General features: G+C 68.4%; 18 protein-coding genes. 5 read left to right on the top strand and 13 right to left on the bottom strand.

What is annotated here, in order from left to right:
- Nucleotides 1-72: 72 nt before the first annotated feature.
- From thiL to ACG00Y_RS08390, 3 genes are read left to right on the top strand one after another with little or no spacing between them, the layout of a single operon-like run.
- The gene (gene thiL / locus ACG00Y_RS08400) at nt 73-1,011 is read left to right on the top strand and encodes a thiamine-phosphate kinase (RefSeq protein ID WP_394477777.1); all 939 of its coding nucleotides are present in this window, start codon (nt 73-75) and stop codon (nt 1,009-1,011) included.
- A complete protein-coding gene (locus tag ACG00Y_RS08395) occupies nt 1,008-1,535 on the top strand; it encodes a phosphatidylglycerophosphatase A family protein (protein WP_394477775.1) in 528 nt (175 codons plus the stop codon). The genes thiL and ACG00Y_RS08395 overlap by 4 nt, the downstream gene beginning before the upstream one ends.
- Nucleotides 1,536-1,537: 2 nt before the next feature.
- On the top strand, nt 1,538-2,035 hold the full coding sequence (locus ACG00Y_RS08390; RefSeq protein WP_394477773.1) for a CinA family protein: 498 nt from the start codon (nt 1,538-1,540) through the stop codon (nt 2,033-2,035).
- Between the two features lie 10 nt (nt 2,036-2,045).
- On the opposite strand, the gene ACG00Y_RS08385 is transcribed toward ACG00Y_RS08390, so the two are convergent.
- Genes ACG00Y_RS08385 through ACG00Y_RS08345 form a run of 9 tightly spaced genes read right to left on the bottom strand, consistent with a single transcriptional unit; the run spans nt 2,046 to nt 11,701 of the window.
- Nucleotides 2,046-4,439, bottom strand: coding sequence for a putative bifunctional diguanylate cyclase/phosphodiesterase (locus ACG00Y_RS08385; protein WP_394477771.1), 2,394 nt, complete (start codon nt 4,437-4,439; stop codon nt 2,046-2,048).
- A gap of 5 nt (nt 4,440-4,444) precedes the next feature.
- The gene (locus ACG00Y_RS08380; protein ID WP_394477769.1) at nt 4,445-5,032 is read right to left on the bottom strand and encodes a methylamine utilization protein; all 588 of its coding nucleotides are present in this window, start codon (nt 5,030-5,032) and stop codon (nt 4,445-4,447) included.
- Nucleotides 5,033-5,070: 38 nt separating this feature from the next.
- Entirely contained in the window at nt 5,071-6,141 is a 1,071-nt protein-coding gene (holA, locus tag ACG00Y_RS08375; RefSeq protein ID WP_394477767.1) for a DNA polymerase III subunit delta, read from the bottom strand.
- Nucleotides 6,141-6,626, bottom strand: a complete 486-nt coding sequence (locus ACG00Y_RS08370; RefSeq protein ID WP_394477765.1) for an LPS-assembly lipoprotein LptE — start codon at nt 6,624-6,626, stop codon at nt 6,141-6,143. Before ACG00Y_RS08370 ends, holA begins: the two co-directional genes overlap by 1 nt.
- Entirely contained in the window at nt 6,626-9,286 is a 2,661-nt protein-coding gene (leuS, locus tag ACG00Y_RS08365; protein WP_394477763.1) for a leucine--tRNA ligase, read from the bottom strand. The genes ACG00Y_RS08370 and leuS overlap by 1 nt, the downstream gene beginning before the upstream one ends.
- A gap of 40 nt (nt 9,287-9,326) precedes the next feature.
- Nucleotides 9,327-9,752 carry an ExbD/TolR family protein gene (locus ACG00Y_RS08360; RefSeq protein WP_394477761.1) on the bottom strand — a complete coding sequence of 142 codons (426 nt, stop codon included), beginning with the start codon at nt 9,750-9,752 and terminating at the stop codon, nt 9,327-9,329.
- Nucleotides 9,752-10,396 carry a MotA/TolQ/ExbB proton channel family protein gene (locus ACG00Y_RS08355; RefSeq protein ID WP_394477758.1) on the bottom strand — a complete coding sequence of 215 codons (645 nt, stop codon included), beginning with the start codon at nt 10,394-10,396 and terminating at the stop codon, nt 9,752-9,754. Before ACG00Y_RS08355 ends, ACG00Y_RS08360 begins: the two co-directional genes overlap by 1 nt.
- Before the next feature lies 1 nt (nt 10,397).
- The gene (dapB, locus tag ACG00Y_RS08350) at nt 10,398-11,132 is read right to left on the bottom strand and encodes a 4-hydroxy-tetrahydrodipicolinate reductase (protein ID WP_394477756.1); all 735 of its coding nucleotides are present in this window, start codon (nt 11,130-11,132) and stop codon (nt 10,398-10,400) included.
- Nucleotides 11,132-11,701: an outer membrane protein assembly factor BamE gene (locus ACG00Y_RS08345; RefSeq protein WP_394477754.1), complete on the bottom strand. Its 570-nt coding sequence runs from the start codon at nt 11,699-11,701 to the stop codon at nt 11,132-11,134. The genes dapB and ACG00Y_RS08345 overlap by 1 nt, the downstream gene beginning before the upstream one ends.
- A 103-nt stretch (nt 11,702-11,804) precedes the next feature.
- Between ACG00Y_RS08345 and fur the strand changes: the two genes are divergently transcribed.
- The gene (gene fur, locus ACG00Y_RS08340) at nt 11,805-12,245 is read left to right on the top strand and encodes a ferric iron uptake transcriptional regulator (protein ID WP_394477752.1); all 441 of its coding nucleotides are present in this window, start codon (nt 11,805-11,807) and stop codon (nt 12,243-12,245) included.
- A gap of 11 nt (nt 12,246-12,256) precedes the next feature.
- On the opposite strand, the gene hprK is transcribed toward fur, so the two are convergent.
- The 3 genes from hprK to hpf form a co-directional block, all read right to left on the bottom strand.
- On the bottom strand, nt 12,257-13,213 hold the full coding sequence (hprK, locus tag ACG00Y_RS08335; RefSeq protein WP_394477750.1) for an HPr(Ser) kinase/phosphatase: 957 nt from the start codon (nt 13,211-13,213) through the stop codon (nt 12,257-12,259).
- A 38-nt stretch (nt 13,214-13,251) separates the two neighbouring features.
- Nucleotides 13,252-13,722, bottom strand: coding sequence for a PTS IIA-like nitrogen regulatory protein PtsN (ptsN, locus tag ACG00Y_RS08330; protein ID WP_394477748.1), 471 nt, complete (start codon nt 13,720-13,722; stop codon nt 13,252-13,254).
- A gap of 251 nt (nt 13,723-13,973) precedes the next feature.
- Nucleotides 13,974-14,315: a ribosome hibernation-promoting factor, HPF/YfiA family gene (gene hpf, locus ACG00Y_RS08325; RefSeq protein WP_348009756.1), complete on the bottom strand. Its 342-nt coding sequence runs from the start codon at nt 14,313-14,315 to the stop codon at nt 13,974-13,976.
- 413 nt (nt 14,316-14,728) lie between these two features.
- On the opposite strand from hpf, the gene corA reads away from it, so the two are divergent.
- Nucleotides 14,729-15,718, top strand: a complete 990-nt coding sequence (gene corA / locus ACG00Y_RS08320; RefSeq protein WP_394477746.1) for a magnesium/cobalt transporter CorA — start codon at nt 14,729-14,731, stop codon at nt 15,716-15,718.
- Here the strand turns inward: corA and ACG00Y_RS08315 are convergent.
- Nucleotides 15,711-16,127, bottom strand: a complete 417-nt coding sequence (locus ACG00Y_RS08315) for a nuclear transport factor 2 family protein (protein ID WP_394477744.1) — start codon at nt 16,125-16,127, stop codon at nt 15,711-15,713. The genes corA and ACG00Y_RS08315 overlap by 8 nt on opposite strands.
- Nucleotides 16,128-16,271: the final 144 nt, after the last annotated feature.

The raw sequence follows: 16,271 nt of genomic DNA, 5'->3' as shown, positions 1-16,271 counted from the left end.
CGGCGGGGTGGGAATCATGCCACCGCAGCCGCACTGGGGGCGATGTGGATCGCCGCAGAGACAATCCACCGCATGGGCGAATTCGATCTGATCCGGCGCTACTTCCAGCGCCCTGCGGCTGCAGGTGTCGAGGTGGGCGTGGGCGACGACTGTGCCGTGCTCGTGCCCACGCCCGGCGCGCGCTGGCTGGTCTCCAGCGACATGCTGGTCGAGGGCCGGCATTTCCTGTCGACGGTGGACCCTGCGCGCCTGGGCCACAAGGCGCTGGCCGTGAACCTGAGCGACCTGGCGGCCTGCGGCGCGACGCCGCGAGGCTTCACTTTGGCGCTGGCCTTGCCGCGTGTTGACGAAGCCTGGCTGGCCGGCTTCGCGCGTGGCCTGTGGGCGCTGGCCGACGCGAGCGGCTGCCCGCTGATCGGCGGCGACACGACGCAGGGGCCGCTGAACCTGTGCATCACCGTCTTCGGCGAGGCGCCGCCTGGCCAGGCCCTGCTGCGCAGCGGTGCGCGGGTGGGCGACGAGATCTGGGCGTCGGGCCGGCTGGGCGATGCGCGGCTGGCGCTGGAGGTGTTTCGCGGCACGGTGGCGCTGGGTGGGGACGCTTTCGAGACGGTGCGCGCCGCCATGGAATGCCCCACGCCCCGCCTGGCGCTGGGCCAGGCGCTGCGCGGCATCGCGACCGCGGCCGCCGATGTGTCGGACGGGCTGCTGGGCGACCTCGGCCACATCCTGGCGGCTTCGGGCGTCGGTGCGCGGCTGGATGTGGACGCGCTGCCGCGCAGCGCGGTGCTGGCCGCGCAGCCGGCGGCGCTTCAGCGGGAGTGCCTGCTGGCGGGTGGTGATGACTACGAGCTGGTGTTCACGGCGCCAGCCGGTGCGCGCATGCCGGATGTCGGCGTGGCGGTGACGCGCATCGGCCGCATCGAGGCGGAGCCTGGGCTGCGCGTGGTCGACGCCTCGGGTGCCGAGGTCAGGCACGGCCTGCGGTCGTTCGACCATTTCCAAGAATGACCGGCGCACCCATCCGCCCGACGCTGGCCTTCATGGCCCGCCACCCGGCGCGCTGGATCGCGCTGGGCTTCGGCAGCGGCCTGGCGCCCCGGGCACCGGGGACGGTCGGCACGCTGTGGGCCTGGGCGGCGTTCGTCGTCATCGCGCCATGGATGGACGACCTGCGCTGGGCGCTGCTGATCGGTGGCGGCACCGTCATCGGCTGGTGGGCCTGCACGCGCTGCGCCCAGCACATGAACACGCCCGACCCGGGCTCCATCGTCTGGGACGAGGTGCTGGCCTTCTGGCTGATCCTGTGGCTCATCGCGCCGGCCGGCTTCCTCGGCCAGCTCATCGCCTTCGCCCTGTTTCGCTTCTTCGACGCCGCCAAGCCCGGCCCGGTGGGCTGGGCGGACCGGCTGTTCAAGGGCGAGCGCGGTGCGCGCGTCGGCTGGGCCCAGGGCTGGGGCATCCTGTTCGACGACTTCGTGGCGGCCGGTTGTACGCTTGCCGTCATCGCGCTCTACCGCGCGCTGCTGGGGTGAACATGAATGCCGACAACACCGAACTGATCCACCGCGTCGCCGTGGCCCTCATGCAGCGGCGCGAGCGCATCGGCACGGCGGAGAGCTGCACCGGCGGCCTCATCGCGGCGGCCTGCACGGACCTGGCCGGCTCCAGCCAGTGGTTCGAGCGCGGTGTCGTCAGCTACAGCAACGAGGCCAAGGCCGAGCTGCTGGGCGTGCCCAAGGGCTTGATCGCACTGCATGGCGCCGTCAGCGCCGAGGTGGCCGAGCACATGGCGCGCGGCCTGCTGGCGCATGCGCCCATCGACTGGGCGCTGTCGGTCACCGGCATTGCCGGGCCCACGGGCGGCAGCGAGGCCAAGCCGGTCGGCACGGTCTGGCTGGCGCTGGTGCATGCCGGCCGGCCGGCGCAGGTCTGGCGCGAGAACTTCAGCGGCGACCGCCACGCGGTGCGCGCGCAGACGGTGACGGCGGGACTGACGGCGTTGTGCGAGGCGCTGGAAGACAAGGACGCCTGAACGAAGCCCTTCAGCCCAGTTTGGCCATCATGCTTTCAGCCAGCAGCGTCGACGCATCCGGCGGCTGCCAGGCCGCAGCCCAGGCGATGAACTGCTCCTGCGGCATGGGCTTGCAGATGAAATAACCCTGGCCTTCGTCGCAGCCCAGCCGCGACAACATGGCCCAGGCCTTGGCCGTCTCCAGGCCCTCGGCCACCACCGTGAGGCCCAGGTTGTGGGCCAGCTCGATGGTCGAGCGCACGATGCGCGCGTCGTCCAGGTCGCGCTCCATGGCCATGACGAAGCTCTTGTCGATCTTCAGCTCGTCCACCGGCAGGCGCTTCAGGTAGGCCAGCGACGAATAGCCGGTGCCGAAGTCGTCGATGGACAGCTTGAAGCCCATCGCGTGCAGGTGCTCCAGCGTCGACAGCGCCCGTTCGGGGTCGTCCATGATGGCGCTCTCGGTGATCTCCAGGCACAGCGAGGCGGCTGGCACGTTGCGCGGCGTGATCAGCGCCTCGATCTTGGCCGGCAGCTCTTGGTCCATCAGGTCGCGCGTGGACAGGTTGACCGACAGCCGCAGCGTGAGCCCCGCGTCCAGCGCCTCGCGCGCGAACTTGGCGGCGCCGGACAGCACCCAGGCGCTGAGCATGCGGATGAAGCCGGTCTGCTCCGCGAATGGGATGAACTGCATCGGCGGCACCAGGCCGCGCGTCGGGTGCTGCCAGCGCACCAGCGCCTCCGCGCCGATGACGCGGCCGGTCTGCAGGTCGATCTTCGGCTGCAGGAACAGGCGCAGCTCGTCGTTCTCGACGGCGCGGCGCAGTTCGGACAGCAGCGACAGCGACTCCTGGCTGCCGGCATCCAGTTGCGCGTGGTAGATCAGGCTGCCGCACTGCTTGGTCTTGGCCGCGTACATGGCCAGCTCGGCGCGGCCCAGCAGCAGGTTGACGTCCGTGCCGTGCTCAGGGAACAAGGCGATGCCGATACCCGCGCTGAGGTCGATGGTCTCGTTGTCCAGCTGCAGCGGGCGCTCGAAGTCCTTCAGGATGGCCAGCGCCGCCTCACTCGCGGCATGGGCCTCGGTGTGCGCCAGCAGCACGGCGAACTCGTCGCCCGACAGCCGCGCCAGCACCGAATGCGCCGGCGCGCACAAGGCCTGCAGCCGCTCGGCCACGCTCTGCAGCAGGCGGTCGCCGACCTCGTGGCCCAGCACGTCGTTGACATGCTTGAAGCGGTCAAGGTCCAGCATCAGCACGGCGCCCGGCGTGTTGCTGTGCGTCAGGTGGTGCTGCAGGAACTCGGCGAAGCGGGCGCGGTTGGGCAGCAGCGTCAGCTGGTCGACATAGGCCAGGTTGTTGACGAGCGCGTCGCGGCGGCGGATGCCCTCGCGCATGCTCTCCAGCGCGAGGGCCAGCTTGCGCACCTCCTCCACGCTGGACGTGGCGGGCACGGGCGTGTCGTAGTCGCCGCGCTCCAGCCGTCGCGCGGCGGCCGACAGCGCCGTGATGGGGCCGCTCAAGCCGCGCGCCAGCAGCACGCTGACGAGGGCGAAGACGGCCACGCCCAGCAGCGTCAGCCCCAGCAGCACCAGTTGCAGCTGCCGGTAGGGCGCGAGCGCCGCGTCCAGCGAACGCAGCAGCAGCACGCCCAGCCGGGGCTCGCCGCCCAGCAGCGGCACGAAGCGGGCGTGCAGCCGCTCGCCGGCCAGCGCCACCATGCCCTCGGCCGGCGCCTGCGTGCCGAGCGCCTGCTGCAGCGCCGCCGCCGGCGCGGCGCCGAGGTTGGCGACGATGCCCAGCCAGCGCTGGCCGGCCGGCTGCAGCAGCACGACGCTGTCCAGATCCGACAGCGCCTTCAGGTCGTCCAGCACCTCGCGGTTCAGCTCGAAGCCCATCAGCACCCAGCCGACCGGCGCCGGCGTGCGCACCTGCACGGCGACGACTTGGTAGACACGGTTGCCCAGCACCGCCAGCGCCGTGCCGTCCTTGCTGTCGTTGGTCTGCTGCAGCGCCGCGCCGAACGCGCCTGCGCCGTCGCGCGTGGCGGCGACGAGCTGGCGCTGCATGTCGAAGTAGGCGACGACCGAGGCGCCAACGCGGTCGCCCTGGTTGACGAGGGCATCCCGGATCGTGTCGACCGTGTCGGCCTCGGCCAGCGACAGGCCCACCGTGCTGCGAAAGCCGTAGTCCTTGGCCAGCAGGTCCGCAGCATCGTGCAGCTTGCCGGCGCGCTGGTCCATCAGCCGGCGCAACACGCGTTCGCCGGTCTGCAACTCGGCGGCCAGCGAGTCCTCGGCGTTGTGCGTGATGCTGGCGTGGATGGCACCGAAGCTGACGAGCTGCACGACCAGCAGCAGCGCCAGGAACAGCGCGACGATGCGGCCCTCCAGGTGGCGCAGGTTCAGCCAGGCGGGCAGCTGCATCGCCTTCAGTCCAGCGTCAGCACGCTGGTGCCGCCAGCCGCCGGCACGTCGAGCCGGGTGCTCTGCAGCGTGGGCGACTTCTGCGCCGCGTGCCAGGCTTTCACCGAATGCGTGCCGGGCGGCAGGTCGAACGTGGCCTGGCCCTTGTCGTCGGTTCGGGCAAAGGTCGGTGTGTCGACGACGACGACGTGGGCGCTCATCTTGTCGTGGATGTTGCAGCCCAGCGCGGCCACGCCGGGCTTGTCGAAGACCACGGGCTCGGCCGGCGTGCCGGAATAGAGCTTGATGTCGATGACCTTGATCGGCGAGAACGAGTAGACGTGATGCCGCACGGTGTCGAAGTTCGGGAAGTTCACGGAGGTGCCCGTCTGCACGATCAGCAGCTGTGGCGTGAACTGCCGCTCGCGCTGGCCGATCTCGGCCTTGGCCGTGCTCGTGCGGCCGGTGCGGCCTTTGATCTCGATGGCCACGGCCGCGCCGGCCAGCGGCTGCCCGCCGGGCCCGCGCAGTTGCACCGTCACGGGCACGGCCAGCGCGGCGGCGCAAGGGGCCAGCGCCAGGGTGGCAAGGGTGAGTCTTTGATATGGCGTCATGGCGGCGAGGTTGCGCCCGGACGATAGCCCAAGCGCGCTCAGCGAACCGTGAGAACTGCCCCGGTTTTGCCGGTCGCTGCCTCGGCAAGCATCAACGCGAAGCGGCGCAGCGCGGCCCAGGGGTCGCCGGGCCAGTCCGGGTGGCGCAGGCCCTTGACGAGGCCGTCGCAGACCTGGGCGGCCTGGACCAGCGCGCCGGCCTGAAGACTGTCCAGCCGGGGTGCGATGCGTTCCACCAGGCGCTCCTTGGCGCCCCAGACGCGCGCTTCGCGCATCGCCATGGGCAGCGGCCGGCCGGCGTCCAGCGCGGCGCGCACGCGGGCCAGGGCGCGGGCGTCCTCGGCCAGGTTCCAGTGCACCAGCACGGCGGCCTCGCCCTCGGCCTCCAGGCCGTCCAGCATGCGCAGCAGACGCGGCACATTGCCTGAGAGGACGGCCTCGCTGAGCTTGAACACGTCAAAGCGCGCCACGTCCAGCACGGCGGCCTCGATGTGGGCCAGTGTCAGCTCGCCCTTGGGATGCAGCAGCGCCAGCTTCTGCAGCTCCTGGTGGGCGGCCAGCAGGTTGCCCTCGACGCGGTCGGCGAAGAAGGCCAGCGCCCGCTGGCCGTCCTCGCCCTCGGGCACGGACTGGCCCTGGGCCTTCAGGCGCTGGGCCAGCCAGGCCGGCAGCAGGCGGCGCTCGACGGGCTCCACGCGGATCGATACGCCGTTGCCGTCCAGCGTCGCGAACCAGGCGCTGCTCAGCTGGGTCTTGTCCAGGCGCGGCAGCGTCACCAGCGTCAGCACGTCGTCGGGCGCGGCCTGGGCATAACGCTGCAGTGCATCGGAGCCGTCCTTGCCGGGCTTGCCGTTCGGGATGCGGATCTCGATGAACTGGCGGTCGGCGAACAGGCTCATCGCCTGGGCGGCGGCCAGCACCGGCGCCCAGTCGAAATAGGCGCCGGAGACGATGAAGATCTGCCGCTCGCCAAAGCCGTTGGCGCGCGCGGCGGCGCGGATCTGGTCCGCCGCCTCCTGCGCCAGCAGCGGCTCGTCGCCGTGGACGGTGTAGATGCGGGCCAGGCCCTTGGCGAGGTGGGCGCTGAGGCCTTCGGCGCGAAGCTGCATCAGCTGGGAAGCTTGACGGCGGCGAGGCGGCGCATGACTTGCGCGATCGCGTCGGAGTGCATCGCCCCGTACAGGTTGGCGGCCTCCTGCTCCTTGGCCAGCGCGGCGGTCTCGGTGTAGTTCATGTCGCGCGCCAGGCGCAGCTCGACCCTGGGCACCAGCAGCTCGCCATCCGCCGTGCGGATCAGGTAGTCGAACTGCAGCCGCAGCTGCCATTCACGCACCTGGCCGACGCTGGTGGACGCCACGACGTTGCGGTCGCGCTCCTCGCGGGACACCTCCAGCACGACCTGGGCGCGGTTGGGGTCGTCGACGAGCTGCACCGGCGTGCGCTTGATCTGGCGCCTGAGCCCGGCCGCCAGCGGCGAGTCGGGTTCGAAGCCGGTCAGCGCCAGCGTCTTGAACGACAGCTCGGGCTCGCGGCGCAGCGCGAAGCCGCAGCCCGTCAGGGCTGCGAGACTCAACAGCGCGAAGCGGCGGTCCATCACACGACGATGTTGACGAGGCGGCCGGGGACGATGACAACCTTCTTGGGCGCCCTGCCCTCGCTGAACTTGGCGAACTCCGGGTTGGCCAGCGCGGCGGCCTCGATGGCGGCCTTGTCGGCACCCGCCGGCACCTTGACCGAGCCGCGCAGCTTGCCGTTGACCTGCAGCATCAGCTCGATCTCGTCCTGCACCAGCGCGGCCTCGTCCACCGTGGGCCAGGGCGCGTCGAGCAGATCGCCCAGCTGGGCGGCAAAACCGAGGTCTTGCCAGAGCTGGTGGCTGATATGCGGTGTGGCGGGGTAGAGCACGCGCAGCAGCACCGAGAAGCCGTCGCGCACAGCAGCCCCTTGGCCTTCGGCCTTGAAACCTTCCAGTGCATTCAGCAGCTTCATCGCGCCGGAAACGACGGTGTTGTACTGCATACGCTCGTAGTCGTAGCTGACCTGCTTGAGCACGTTGTGCACCTCGCGGCGCAGCGCCTTGCCGTCGCCGTTCAGCGCGGCGAAGTCCTGGCCTCCCGACTTGATCGCATCGGCGTTGCGCGCGCCGAAGTTCCACACGCGCTTCAGGAAGCGGTGTGCGCCTTCCACGGCCGAATCGTTCCATTCAAGCGTCTGTTCGGGCGGCGACGCGAACATGACGAACAGGCGGGCCGTGTCGGCGCCGTACTGGTCGATCAAGGCCTGCGGGTCCACGCCGTTGTTCTTGGACTTGGACATGGTCGTCATCTCGTACTCGAGCGGCGTGCCGTCCTTCTTCAGCCTGGCGCCGGCGATGCCGCCCTTGTCGTCGTGGATGACATCGATCTCGTGGTCCCAGTAGTAGTCCTTGCCCCCGCCCTCGGGCTTGTGGAAGAACGCACCTTTCAAGACCATGCCCTGCGTCAGCAGCTTCTCGAACGGCTCGCTGATCGTGACCAGGCCGAGGTCGCGCATCGCCTTGGTCCAGAAGCGCGCATACAGCAGGTGCAGGATGGCGTGCTCGATGCCGCCGATGTACTGGTTCATGCCAACCCGGCCAGGGTTGGCCTTGTCAGCCCCCATCCAGTATTCGGTGCCGTCCGCGACCATGGCCTGGTCGTTCGTCGGGTCGCAGTAGCGCATGAAGTACCAGGACGAATCGACGAAGGTGTCCATCGTGTCCGTCTCGCGCTTGGCCGGCTTGCCGCAGCTGGGGCAGGCGACGTTCAGGAAGGCCGCGTGCTTGTTCAGCGGGTTGCCGCTGCCGTCCGGGATCAGGTCGTCCGGCAGCACGACCGGCAGGTCCTTCTCGGGCACCGGCACGACGCCGCAATCGTCGCAGTGGATGATGGGGATGGGTGTGCCCCAGTAGCGCTGGCGGCTGACGCCCCAGTCGCGCAGGCGCCAGGTGGTCTTCTTCTCGCCCAGGCCCTGGGCGGCCAGCAGTTCGGCGACCTTGTTGACGGCGTCGACATGGCCCAGGCCGTCCAGCACGCCGGAGTTGATGCAGCGGGCCTTCTGCTTGTCGCCGTACCACTCGGCCCACTTCTTGTCGTCGTAGGCCTGGCCGTCGACATCGATGACCTGCTTGATGGGCAGGCCGTACTTCAGCGCGAACGCGAAGTCGCGCTCGTCATGCGCCGGCACGCCCATGACGGCGCCGTCGCCGTAGCTCATCAGCACGTAGTTGCCGACCCAGACCTCGACCTGCGCGCCCGTGATCGGGTGCGTGACGAAGAGGCCCGTCGGCACGCCCTTCTTGTCCTGCGTGGCCAGCTCGGCCTCGGTCGTGCCGCCGGCCTTGCATTCCTCGATGAAGCGGGCGACTTCCGGCTTGTCCTTGGCCGCGACCGTGGCGAGCGGATGCTCCGGCGCCACGGCGCAGAACGTCACGCCCATGATGGTGTCGGCGCGGGTGGTGAACACCCACAGCCGCCCGCCACCGCCCTCGATGGAATGAGGGAACGCGAACCGCACGCCCTGGCTCTTGCCGATCCAGTTCTCCTGCATCAGCCGCACGCGCTCGGGCCAGCCGCTCAGGTAGTTGGGGTCAGCGGGATCAGCGACCGCCGACAGCAGCTCCTCGGCGTACTGCGTGATCTTCAGGTAGTAGCCGGGGATCTCGCGCTTCTCCACCAGCGCGCCCGAGCGCCAGCCGCGGCCATCGATGACCTGCTCGTTGGCCAGCACGGTCTGGTCCACCGGGTCCCAGTTGACGACCTGGGTGCGGCGTTCGGCGATGCCCTTTTCCAGCATCTTCAGGAACAGCCACTGGTTCCACTTGTAGTAGCTGGGCTGGCAGGTCGCGACCTCGCGGCTCCAGTCGATGGCCAGGCCCATGGCCTGCATCTGGCCCTTCATGTGGGCGATGTTGGAGTAAGTCCACTGGGCGGGCGGCAGCTTGCCCTTCATCGCGGCGTTCTCGGCCGGCAGGCCGAAGGCGTCCCAGCCCATGGGCATCAGGACGTTGTAGCCCTTCATGCGCAGTTGGCGGGCCAGCATGTCGTTGATGGTGTAGTTGCGCACATGGCCCATGTGCAGCTTGCCCGAGGGGTAGGGCAGCATGGAGCAGGCGTAGAAGTGCGGCTTGCTGGCGTCTTCGGTAACGCGGTAGGCGTCGCGCTCCGTCCAGTAGGCACGGGCGGCGGCTTCGATCTCGTTCGGGTTGTAGCTGGGCGCTTCGGTCTTGGCGTTCATGCGCCAAATTGTAGGTGCCGCCCTCTCGGCGGCCCTTCGCTCAAGGCGCTGAAGCGGCAGCCTGCGCGACGAAGGCGATGCGGTTCAGCCCGGCGGCCTGCACCCAGCCGATCAGCTCGGCCACCTGGCCATAAGGCACGGCACGGTCGGCGCGCAGCTGCACTTCCATCTGCGTGTTGGCGCGGCCCAGTTCGCTGATGCGCTGCTGGAAGGCGTTCGCGTCCAGCTCGTCTTCTCCGAGATGCAGCTTGCCGTCCGGCGTGATGGCCACGGCGATGAAGCTCGGCGCGTCGCTGGGCGTCGCGGCCTCGCTCTTGGGCAGGTCCATGCGCAGCGAGGCGGTCATCAGTGGCGCGGTGATCATGAAGATGACCAGCAGCACCAGCATGACGTCGATCAGCGGCGTCATGTTGATGTCGCTCATGGGGCGAGCGGCGTCGGTTCGTTCGAGCCGACCGAATGCCATCAGTCGTGGTCCAGCAGTTCGCGCAGGTCGTGCGCAAAGCCTTCGAGATCCGCCTCGCAGGCCGCAACCAGCTTGCCGAAGACGTTGTAGGCCAGCACGGCAGGGATGGCGACCGCGAGGCCGGCGGCCGTCATGATCAGCGCCTCGCCCACCGGGCCGGAGATCTTCTCGATGGTGATGTTGCCCGCCACCGAAATGCTGGCCAGCGCGTGATAGACGCCCCAGACGGTGCCGAACAGGCCCACGAAGGGCGCCGTCGCGCCGATGGAGGCGAGCATCACCTGGCCGAACTGCAGCTTGGCCAGCACCGCGTGCAGCGCGTCGCGCAGGCGGCGGGTCAGGCGGGATTCGCGTTTGCCGGCGGCATCCAGCGTCGCCGCGCGCGTCTCGGCGGTGGCGGCATCCAGCAGCGGCAGCAACAGGCCTTCGGTGTCGAAACTCTGCAATGCGTTGCGCCCTTCGGCAACGCCGCTCGCGGCCCAGAAAGCCGGCACCGCACGTACGAGGCCACGACGCGCCCGGCGCAGCAGCCAGGTCTTCCACAGGATCAGTGCCCAGGCGCTGACCGACATGGCCAGCAGTAGCAGCGCCACCGCGCGGCCAACCAGGTCGCTTTGGGCCCAGAAGTCCGCGAAGCCGCCCATGTCAGCTGTTGAAGCCCAGCACGTCGTTCATGCCGAACAAGCCCGTCGTCTTGCCCGCCAGGAAGCGCGCCGCGCGCAGGCTGCCCTGGGCGTAGATGCTGCGGCTGCTGGCCTTGTGACTGACTTCGATGCGCTCGCCGATGCCGGCGAACAGCACGGTGTGGTCGCCGATGATGTCGCCGCCGCGCACGGTGGCGAAGCCGATGGTCGACGGGTCACGCGCGCCGGTGACACCTTCGCGCCCATAGACGGCGCAGGCCTTCAAGTCGCGGCCCAGCGCGTCGGCGACGACCTGGCCCATCTGCAGCGCCGTGCCGCTGGGCGCATCCACCTTCATGCGGTGGTGGGCCTCGACGATCTCGATGTCGAAGCCTTCGTTCATGGCGCGGGCGGCCATGTCGAGCAGCTTCAGCACGACGTTGACGCCGACGCTCATGTTGGGCGCGAAGACGATGGCCGTGCGCTCGGCGAGTCGGGCCAGTTCGGCCTTCTGCGCTTCATCGAAACCCGTCGTGCCGACGACGGCCTTGACGCCCAGTTCCGCGCAGACGGCCAGGTGCGCCAGCGTCGCCTCGGGGCGGGTGAAGTCGATCAGCACGTCGGCGCCGGCCAGGCCCGCGCGAACATCGTCGCCCTTGTCCAGCGTGACGTGCAGCGTGCAGTCCTCAGCGGCCTCGACGGCCTCGATGAGCATCTTGCCCATGCGGCCCGAGGCTCCCGTGATGGCGACCTTCATCAAGAGCCGGCTCCGAGCTTGGCGTCCAGCGGCGGGTAGGTGCGACCGGGCGCCGGGCCTTCGGCGGCGGCCGTCGGCGCGGCTTCGGCGCTGCGCTTGGGGGGCGGCAGCGCGCTGCGCTCGGCTTCGCTCAATTCCAGCTTGGGCTGCTTGCCGCTCGGCTTGAAGGTGTTGACGGACGCGACGAAATCAATCTCCGTCGGCAGGTCCGCCGGCACGTCGAGCGACTTCAGGTTGTCGCCGTCGAAGATCGCGACCACGAGGCGCTGCTGCAGCGGGGCGCCCTGGCGGCGGATGGTGAAGGGGTAGTCCCAGCGCGACTCGTGGAAGACGTCGGTCAGCAGCGGCGAACCCAGCAGGTCGCGCACCTGGGCCTTGGGCATGCCAGGCTTGACGCGGGCGACCATCTCCTTGGTCAGCACATTGCCCTGCACCACCTCGACGCGGTAGGGCGTGAGCACGCCCAGCACCTTCTCGCCGGTGATGGAGGGCAGGGAGCCCCAATTGGGCATCAGGGAGCAGCCGCCAAGCAGCGCAAGCAGCGGGAGTGAGGCAAGCAGGGGACGCATGGGCGGCTGACAGAAGAGACGGGAAACGCCGGCCGAGGGTTCGGCTGGCTATGATCGCGTGGATTCTAGCGGGGCCACTTTCGCGGCCCCGGCCCCACGCGCCATGCCCTCCTCCGTCAAAGACCAGACCAGCGACATCAAGAACAGCGGCCTCAAGGCGACGCTGCCGCGCATCAAGATCCTGGAGATCTTCCAGCGCACGCAGCAGCGCCACATGACCGCCGAGGATGTCTACAAAGCCTTGCTCGGCGAGGGCGCCGACATCGGCCTGGCGACGGTCTACCGCGTGCTGCAGCAGTTCGAGCAGGCGGGCCTGCTCAGCCGCAACCATTTCGAGACCGGCAAGGCCGTCTACGAGCTGAACGAGGGCCATCACCACGACCACCTCGTGTGCCTGAATTGCGGCAAGGTCGAGGAGTTCTTTGACCCCGGCATTGAGGCGCGCCAGCACAGCATCGCCAGCGAGCGGGGCTTCCAGTTGCAGGAGCACTCGCTGGCGCTGTACGCGACCTGCACGAAGGTCGACTGTCCGAACAAGAGTTAGGGCTAACAGCCCTAGTCCATCGAGCCGCTGTCGATCGCGCGCTGGTGGCGCTCGACGAATTCCTTGTACGTGTCGATGCCACGCAGTTGCAGGATGGTGTTGCGCACGGCAGCTTCCACCAGTACGGCCAGGTTGCGGCCGGCGTCCACGGCGATGACGACCTTGCGCACCGGCATGCCCAGCACATCCTCGTGCAGCGGCTCGTAGGGCAGGCGCTCGAAGTCGCGCTCCATCGTCTCCTTGCGCACGAGGTGGACGATGAGCTTCAGGCGCATCTTGCGGCGCACGGCGGTCTCGCCAAAGATGGCCTTGATGTCGAGCAGGCCGATGCCGCGCACTTCCAGCAGGTTCAGCAGCAGGTCGGGGCAGCGGCCCTCGATGGCGGTCTGGGCGATGCGGAAGAAGTCGACCGCGTCGTCGGCGACCAGGCCGTGGCCGCGCGAGATCAGCTCTAGGCCCAGTTCGCTCTTGCCCAGGCCCGACTCGCCGGTCAGCAGCACGCCCAGGCCCAGGATGTCCATGAACACGCCGTGGCGCGTCGTGCGGTTGGCGAACAGCTGCGACAGGTAGCCGCGCACCAGGTCGATGACGTGGCCGGCGGACTCCTTGGTGCGGAACAGCGGGATCTCGGCGCGGTCGCACATGGCGACCAGGCGCGGTGGCGGCAGGGCGTCGTCCGCGACGATGATGACCGGCGGCTCCAGCGTGACGATGCGGGAGATGCGGCGGTCCTGGACGTCGGTGCCTTCCTGGTTCAGGTAGGCCACCTCGCGGCGACCGACGATCTGGACGCGGTAGGGATGGATGTAGTTCAGGTAGCCGACCAGGTCGGCCGCGCTTTGCGCATCGCGCACGGCGGCTTCGTCGAAGCGGCGTTCCGGGTGGCCGTGCCCGGCGATCCATTCCCAGCGAAGGGCTTCGCGGTGTTCTTCAAACAGCCGCTCGGCGCTGATCGACGTCGGTTTCAATTGGGATCAGGGTTTACGCGAAGCGCCAATTGGCGGCATCAGGCGACGGACTTCAGCGGCTCCCAGGCCGCGATGAGCTTGTGCAGCGTGGCCGCCTCGGGCTCGCTTTTGAGCTGCTCGCGCAGTTCGCGGTCGGACAGCATCTCGGCGATCTCGGACAGGATTTCCAGATGGCGCTGCGTGGCGGCTTCCGGCACCAGCAGGAAGATCAGCAGGCCGACAGGTTCATCGTCCGGCGCGTCGAAGGCGATCGGCTGCTGCAGGCGCAGCACGGCGGCCAGCGGGTTCTTCAGGCCCTTGACGCGGCCATGCGGGATGGCGACGCCGTGACCCAGGCCGGTCGAGCCCAGGCGTTCGCGGGCGAACAGGTTGTCGGTGACCAGCGCACGGGCCATCTGGTGATGGTTCTCGAACAGCAGGCCGGCGTGTTCGAAGGCGCGTTTCTTGCTGGACGCATCCACGGTCACCAACACGTTGTCGGCAGGCAGGATGGCGGCGAGACGGTTCATGGGCTGAGGCCGAGTGTCGGGGGCGCCTGGTGGGCGCGGCCGAAGCCGGGCGGGTGGGTCAATCAGAGTCGCAGATTATGGAACTGCGGGCTGTCTTGGGGTGGGCGGGTGACCCTAGAGGCGTGCAAAACGCCCCGTGAGACCCCCGAATGCAGGGTTTTGCGGCACTGCAGCAACAAACGATTGGCGTGGATTGCGCATCGCAAAAATGCAAAAGCGGCCCGCAGGCCGCTTGAGATGAGCGCCGCGTTTCAGCGGGCCGGGACCTCAAGGCGCTTGGCCGAGGCGTGGTGGTGGTCTTGCACCTTGTCCTTGTGGCGGCAGACCTGGCGATCCAGCTTGTCCATCAGCTGGTCGATGGCGGCATACAGGTCTTCATGGGACTGTTCCACGAAGATGTCGCGGCCCTTCACGTGCAGCGTGACTTCGGCGCGTTGCCGGCGGTCCTTCTCCTTTTGCTTCTCTACGGTCAGCAGGACGTTGATGTCAACGACCTGGTCGAAGTGGCGGGTCACACGGTCCAGCTTGGTGAGCACGTATTCGCGCAGCGCTGGCGTGACTTCGAGATGATGGCCACTGATCGTCAGATTCATAAAGCTTCCTTTCACAGGAATGGGTCGGAAAACAAACCAGAAAACTGAAAAAACAGAAGAGGGAGATTGAGGAGGGGAGGGGTGATTACAAGTAGCAGAGGTGGGTGGGAGTGGGGAATCGACGAGGCCAGTTTGCGCGCGAAGCGGCTGCGTGACAAGGGGATGACGGTGAGGTTTTGTGCCCATCGAGGTCAGGTTCTTGCGCCTTCTTTCACGTCTTGCGCCGGTGCAATAATCGCTGGCTATTCCCCCTACGGAGCCCTTCTTGGACAGCGATCACCCTCGGTGACCGTCCACTCCCGCCATGTGTGCTGAGCAGCGCACCCCGCCCGGAGTGAGACGGTTGAACTGAATCCCGCCACCCCGGACGGCGCCGCGCGTCGTTCCTTTGCCAGCGCTGCTGGAGACGATGCATGCTGAACGTATTCACGCTGGACAACGGGCGCCTGAAGGGCGGGCTGTTCCAGGAAGAGATCGAGACCGCCGAGGACCTGGCCCTGTCGCGCCCGATCTGGGTCGACCTGGAGAGCCCGAGCGTCGAGGAGAAGGGCTGGATTCGCGACCGCTTCGGGCTGACCATTCCCGAGGACATCGTCGACGAGGACCTGGAGGAGTCGGCGCGCTTCTACGAGGAAGACAACGGCGAACTGCACATCCGCTCCGACTTCCTCATCGAGGGCGATGACAGCGGCGAGGGCAAGCCGGCGCGCAATGTGCGCGTGGCCTTCATCCTGTTCAACAACGTGCTGTTCTCCATCCACAACGAGGACTTGCCGGTGTTCCGCCTGCTGCGACTGCGGGCGCGGCGCATCCCGGCCCTGATCGAGGACGCCAAGGACGTGCTGCTCAAGCTCTACGACGCCGATGCGGAGTATTCGGCCGACGTGCTGGAGGGCATCTACGACAAGCTCGAAGCGGTCAGCGTGCGCGTGCTGAAGAGCGAGGTCACCGACGCAGAAGCCGGCGAGGTGCTGTCGGCCATCGCCCGCGAGGAGGACTTGAATGGCCGCATCCGCCGCAACGTGATGGACACGCGCCGCGCGGTCAGCTTCATGATGCGCAGCCGCATGCTGAACGCCGAGCAGTTCGAGGAATCGCGGCAGATCCTGCGCGACATCGATTCGCTCGATTCACACACGGCCTTCCTGTTCGACAAGATCAACTTCCTGATGGATGCCACGGTCGGCTTCATCAACATCAACCAGAACAAGATCATCAAGATCTTCTCGGTCGCCAGCGTGGCCCTGCTGCCGCCGACGCTGATCGCGTCCATCTACGGCATGAACTTCCAGCACATGCCGGAGTTGGCCTCGAAGTGGGGTTATCCGTTCGCGCTGGTGCTGATGCTGCTGTCGGTGGCCGCGCCCTTCATCTACTTCCGCCGCAAGGGTTGGCTCAGGTAGCCCGCAGCCGGCGTTTCAGCAGGCGCATCAGTGCGCCCAGCACCGGCAGCTTCTCGTACAGCTCCTCGGCCACGTCCCAGTAGTCGCGATGGGCGACGACGAGGCCGGCGGCGTCGAAGTGCAGATGGCTGGCGCCGCGGATGACGAAGTCGCCGGCATGGAAATCCCAGCTCAGGAAGCAGCGATCACCTTCCACCATCGCCTCGGCGACGACGAAGCGCGGTGCCTTCACCGTCTCGAACATGTGGGCGAAGACGCGGCGCAGCGCGGCGCGGCCGCGCACGTCGTTGAACGGGTCCTTGAAGCGGCAGTCCTGCGCGTACAGCGTCACCAGGTCGTCCAGGCCGGCGGGGCTGAGAGCCTCGTACTGCGCGATCAGCGCGGCGGCGCGCGGGTCGGGGTGCTTCAACCTAGATCCGGCAGTTGACCGCTTGCTACTCATCGAAAGTCTCGGTGCATCAACACGTTGTGCGCCTGGCAGCGTTCACTACTTCGGTGAACAGCGCTGCACGCCCGCTGGTCTGGCGCTTCGGGCCGCTGGCCGCGTGGCTTC

Origin of the sequence: Pelomonas parva (genome assembly GCF_043555835.1) — a bacterium.
GTDB classification, from domain to species: Bacteria; Pseudomonadota; Gammaproteobacteria; order Burkholderiales; family Burkholderiaceae_C; genus Pelomonas; species Pelomonas parva.
The sequence above is the reverse complement of the archived record's forward strand: the minus strand, read 5'-3'. Positions and strand labels throughout refer to the sequence as shown.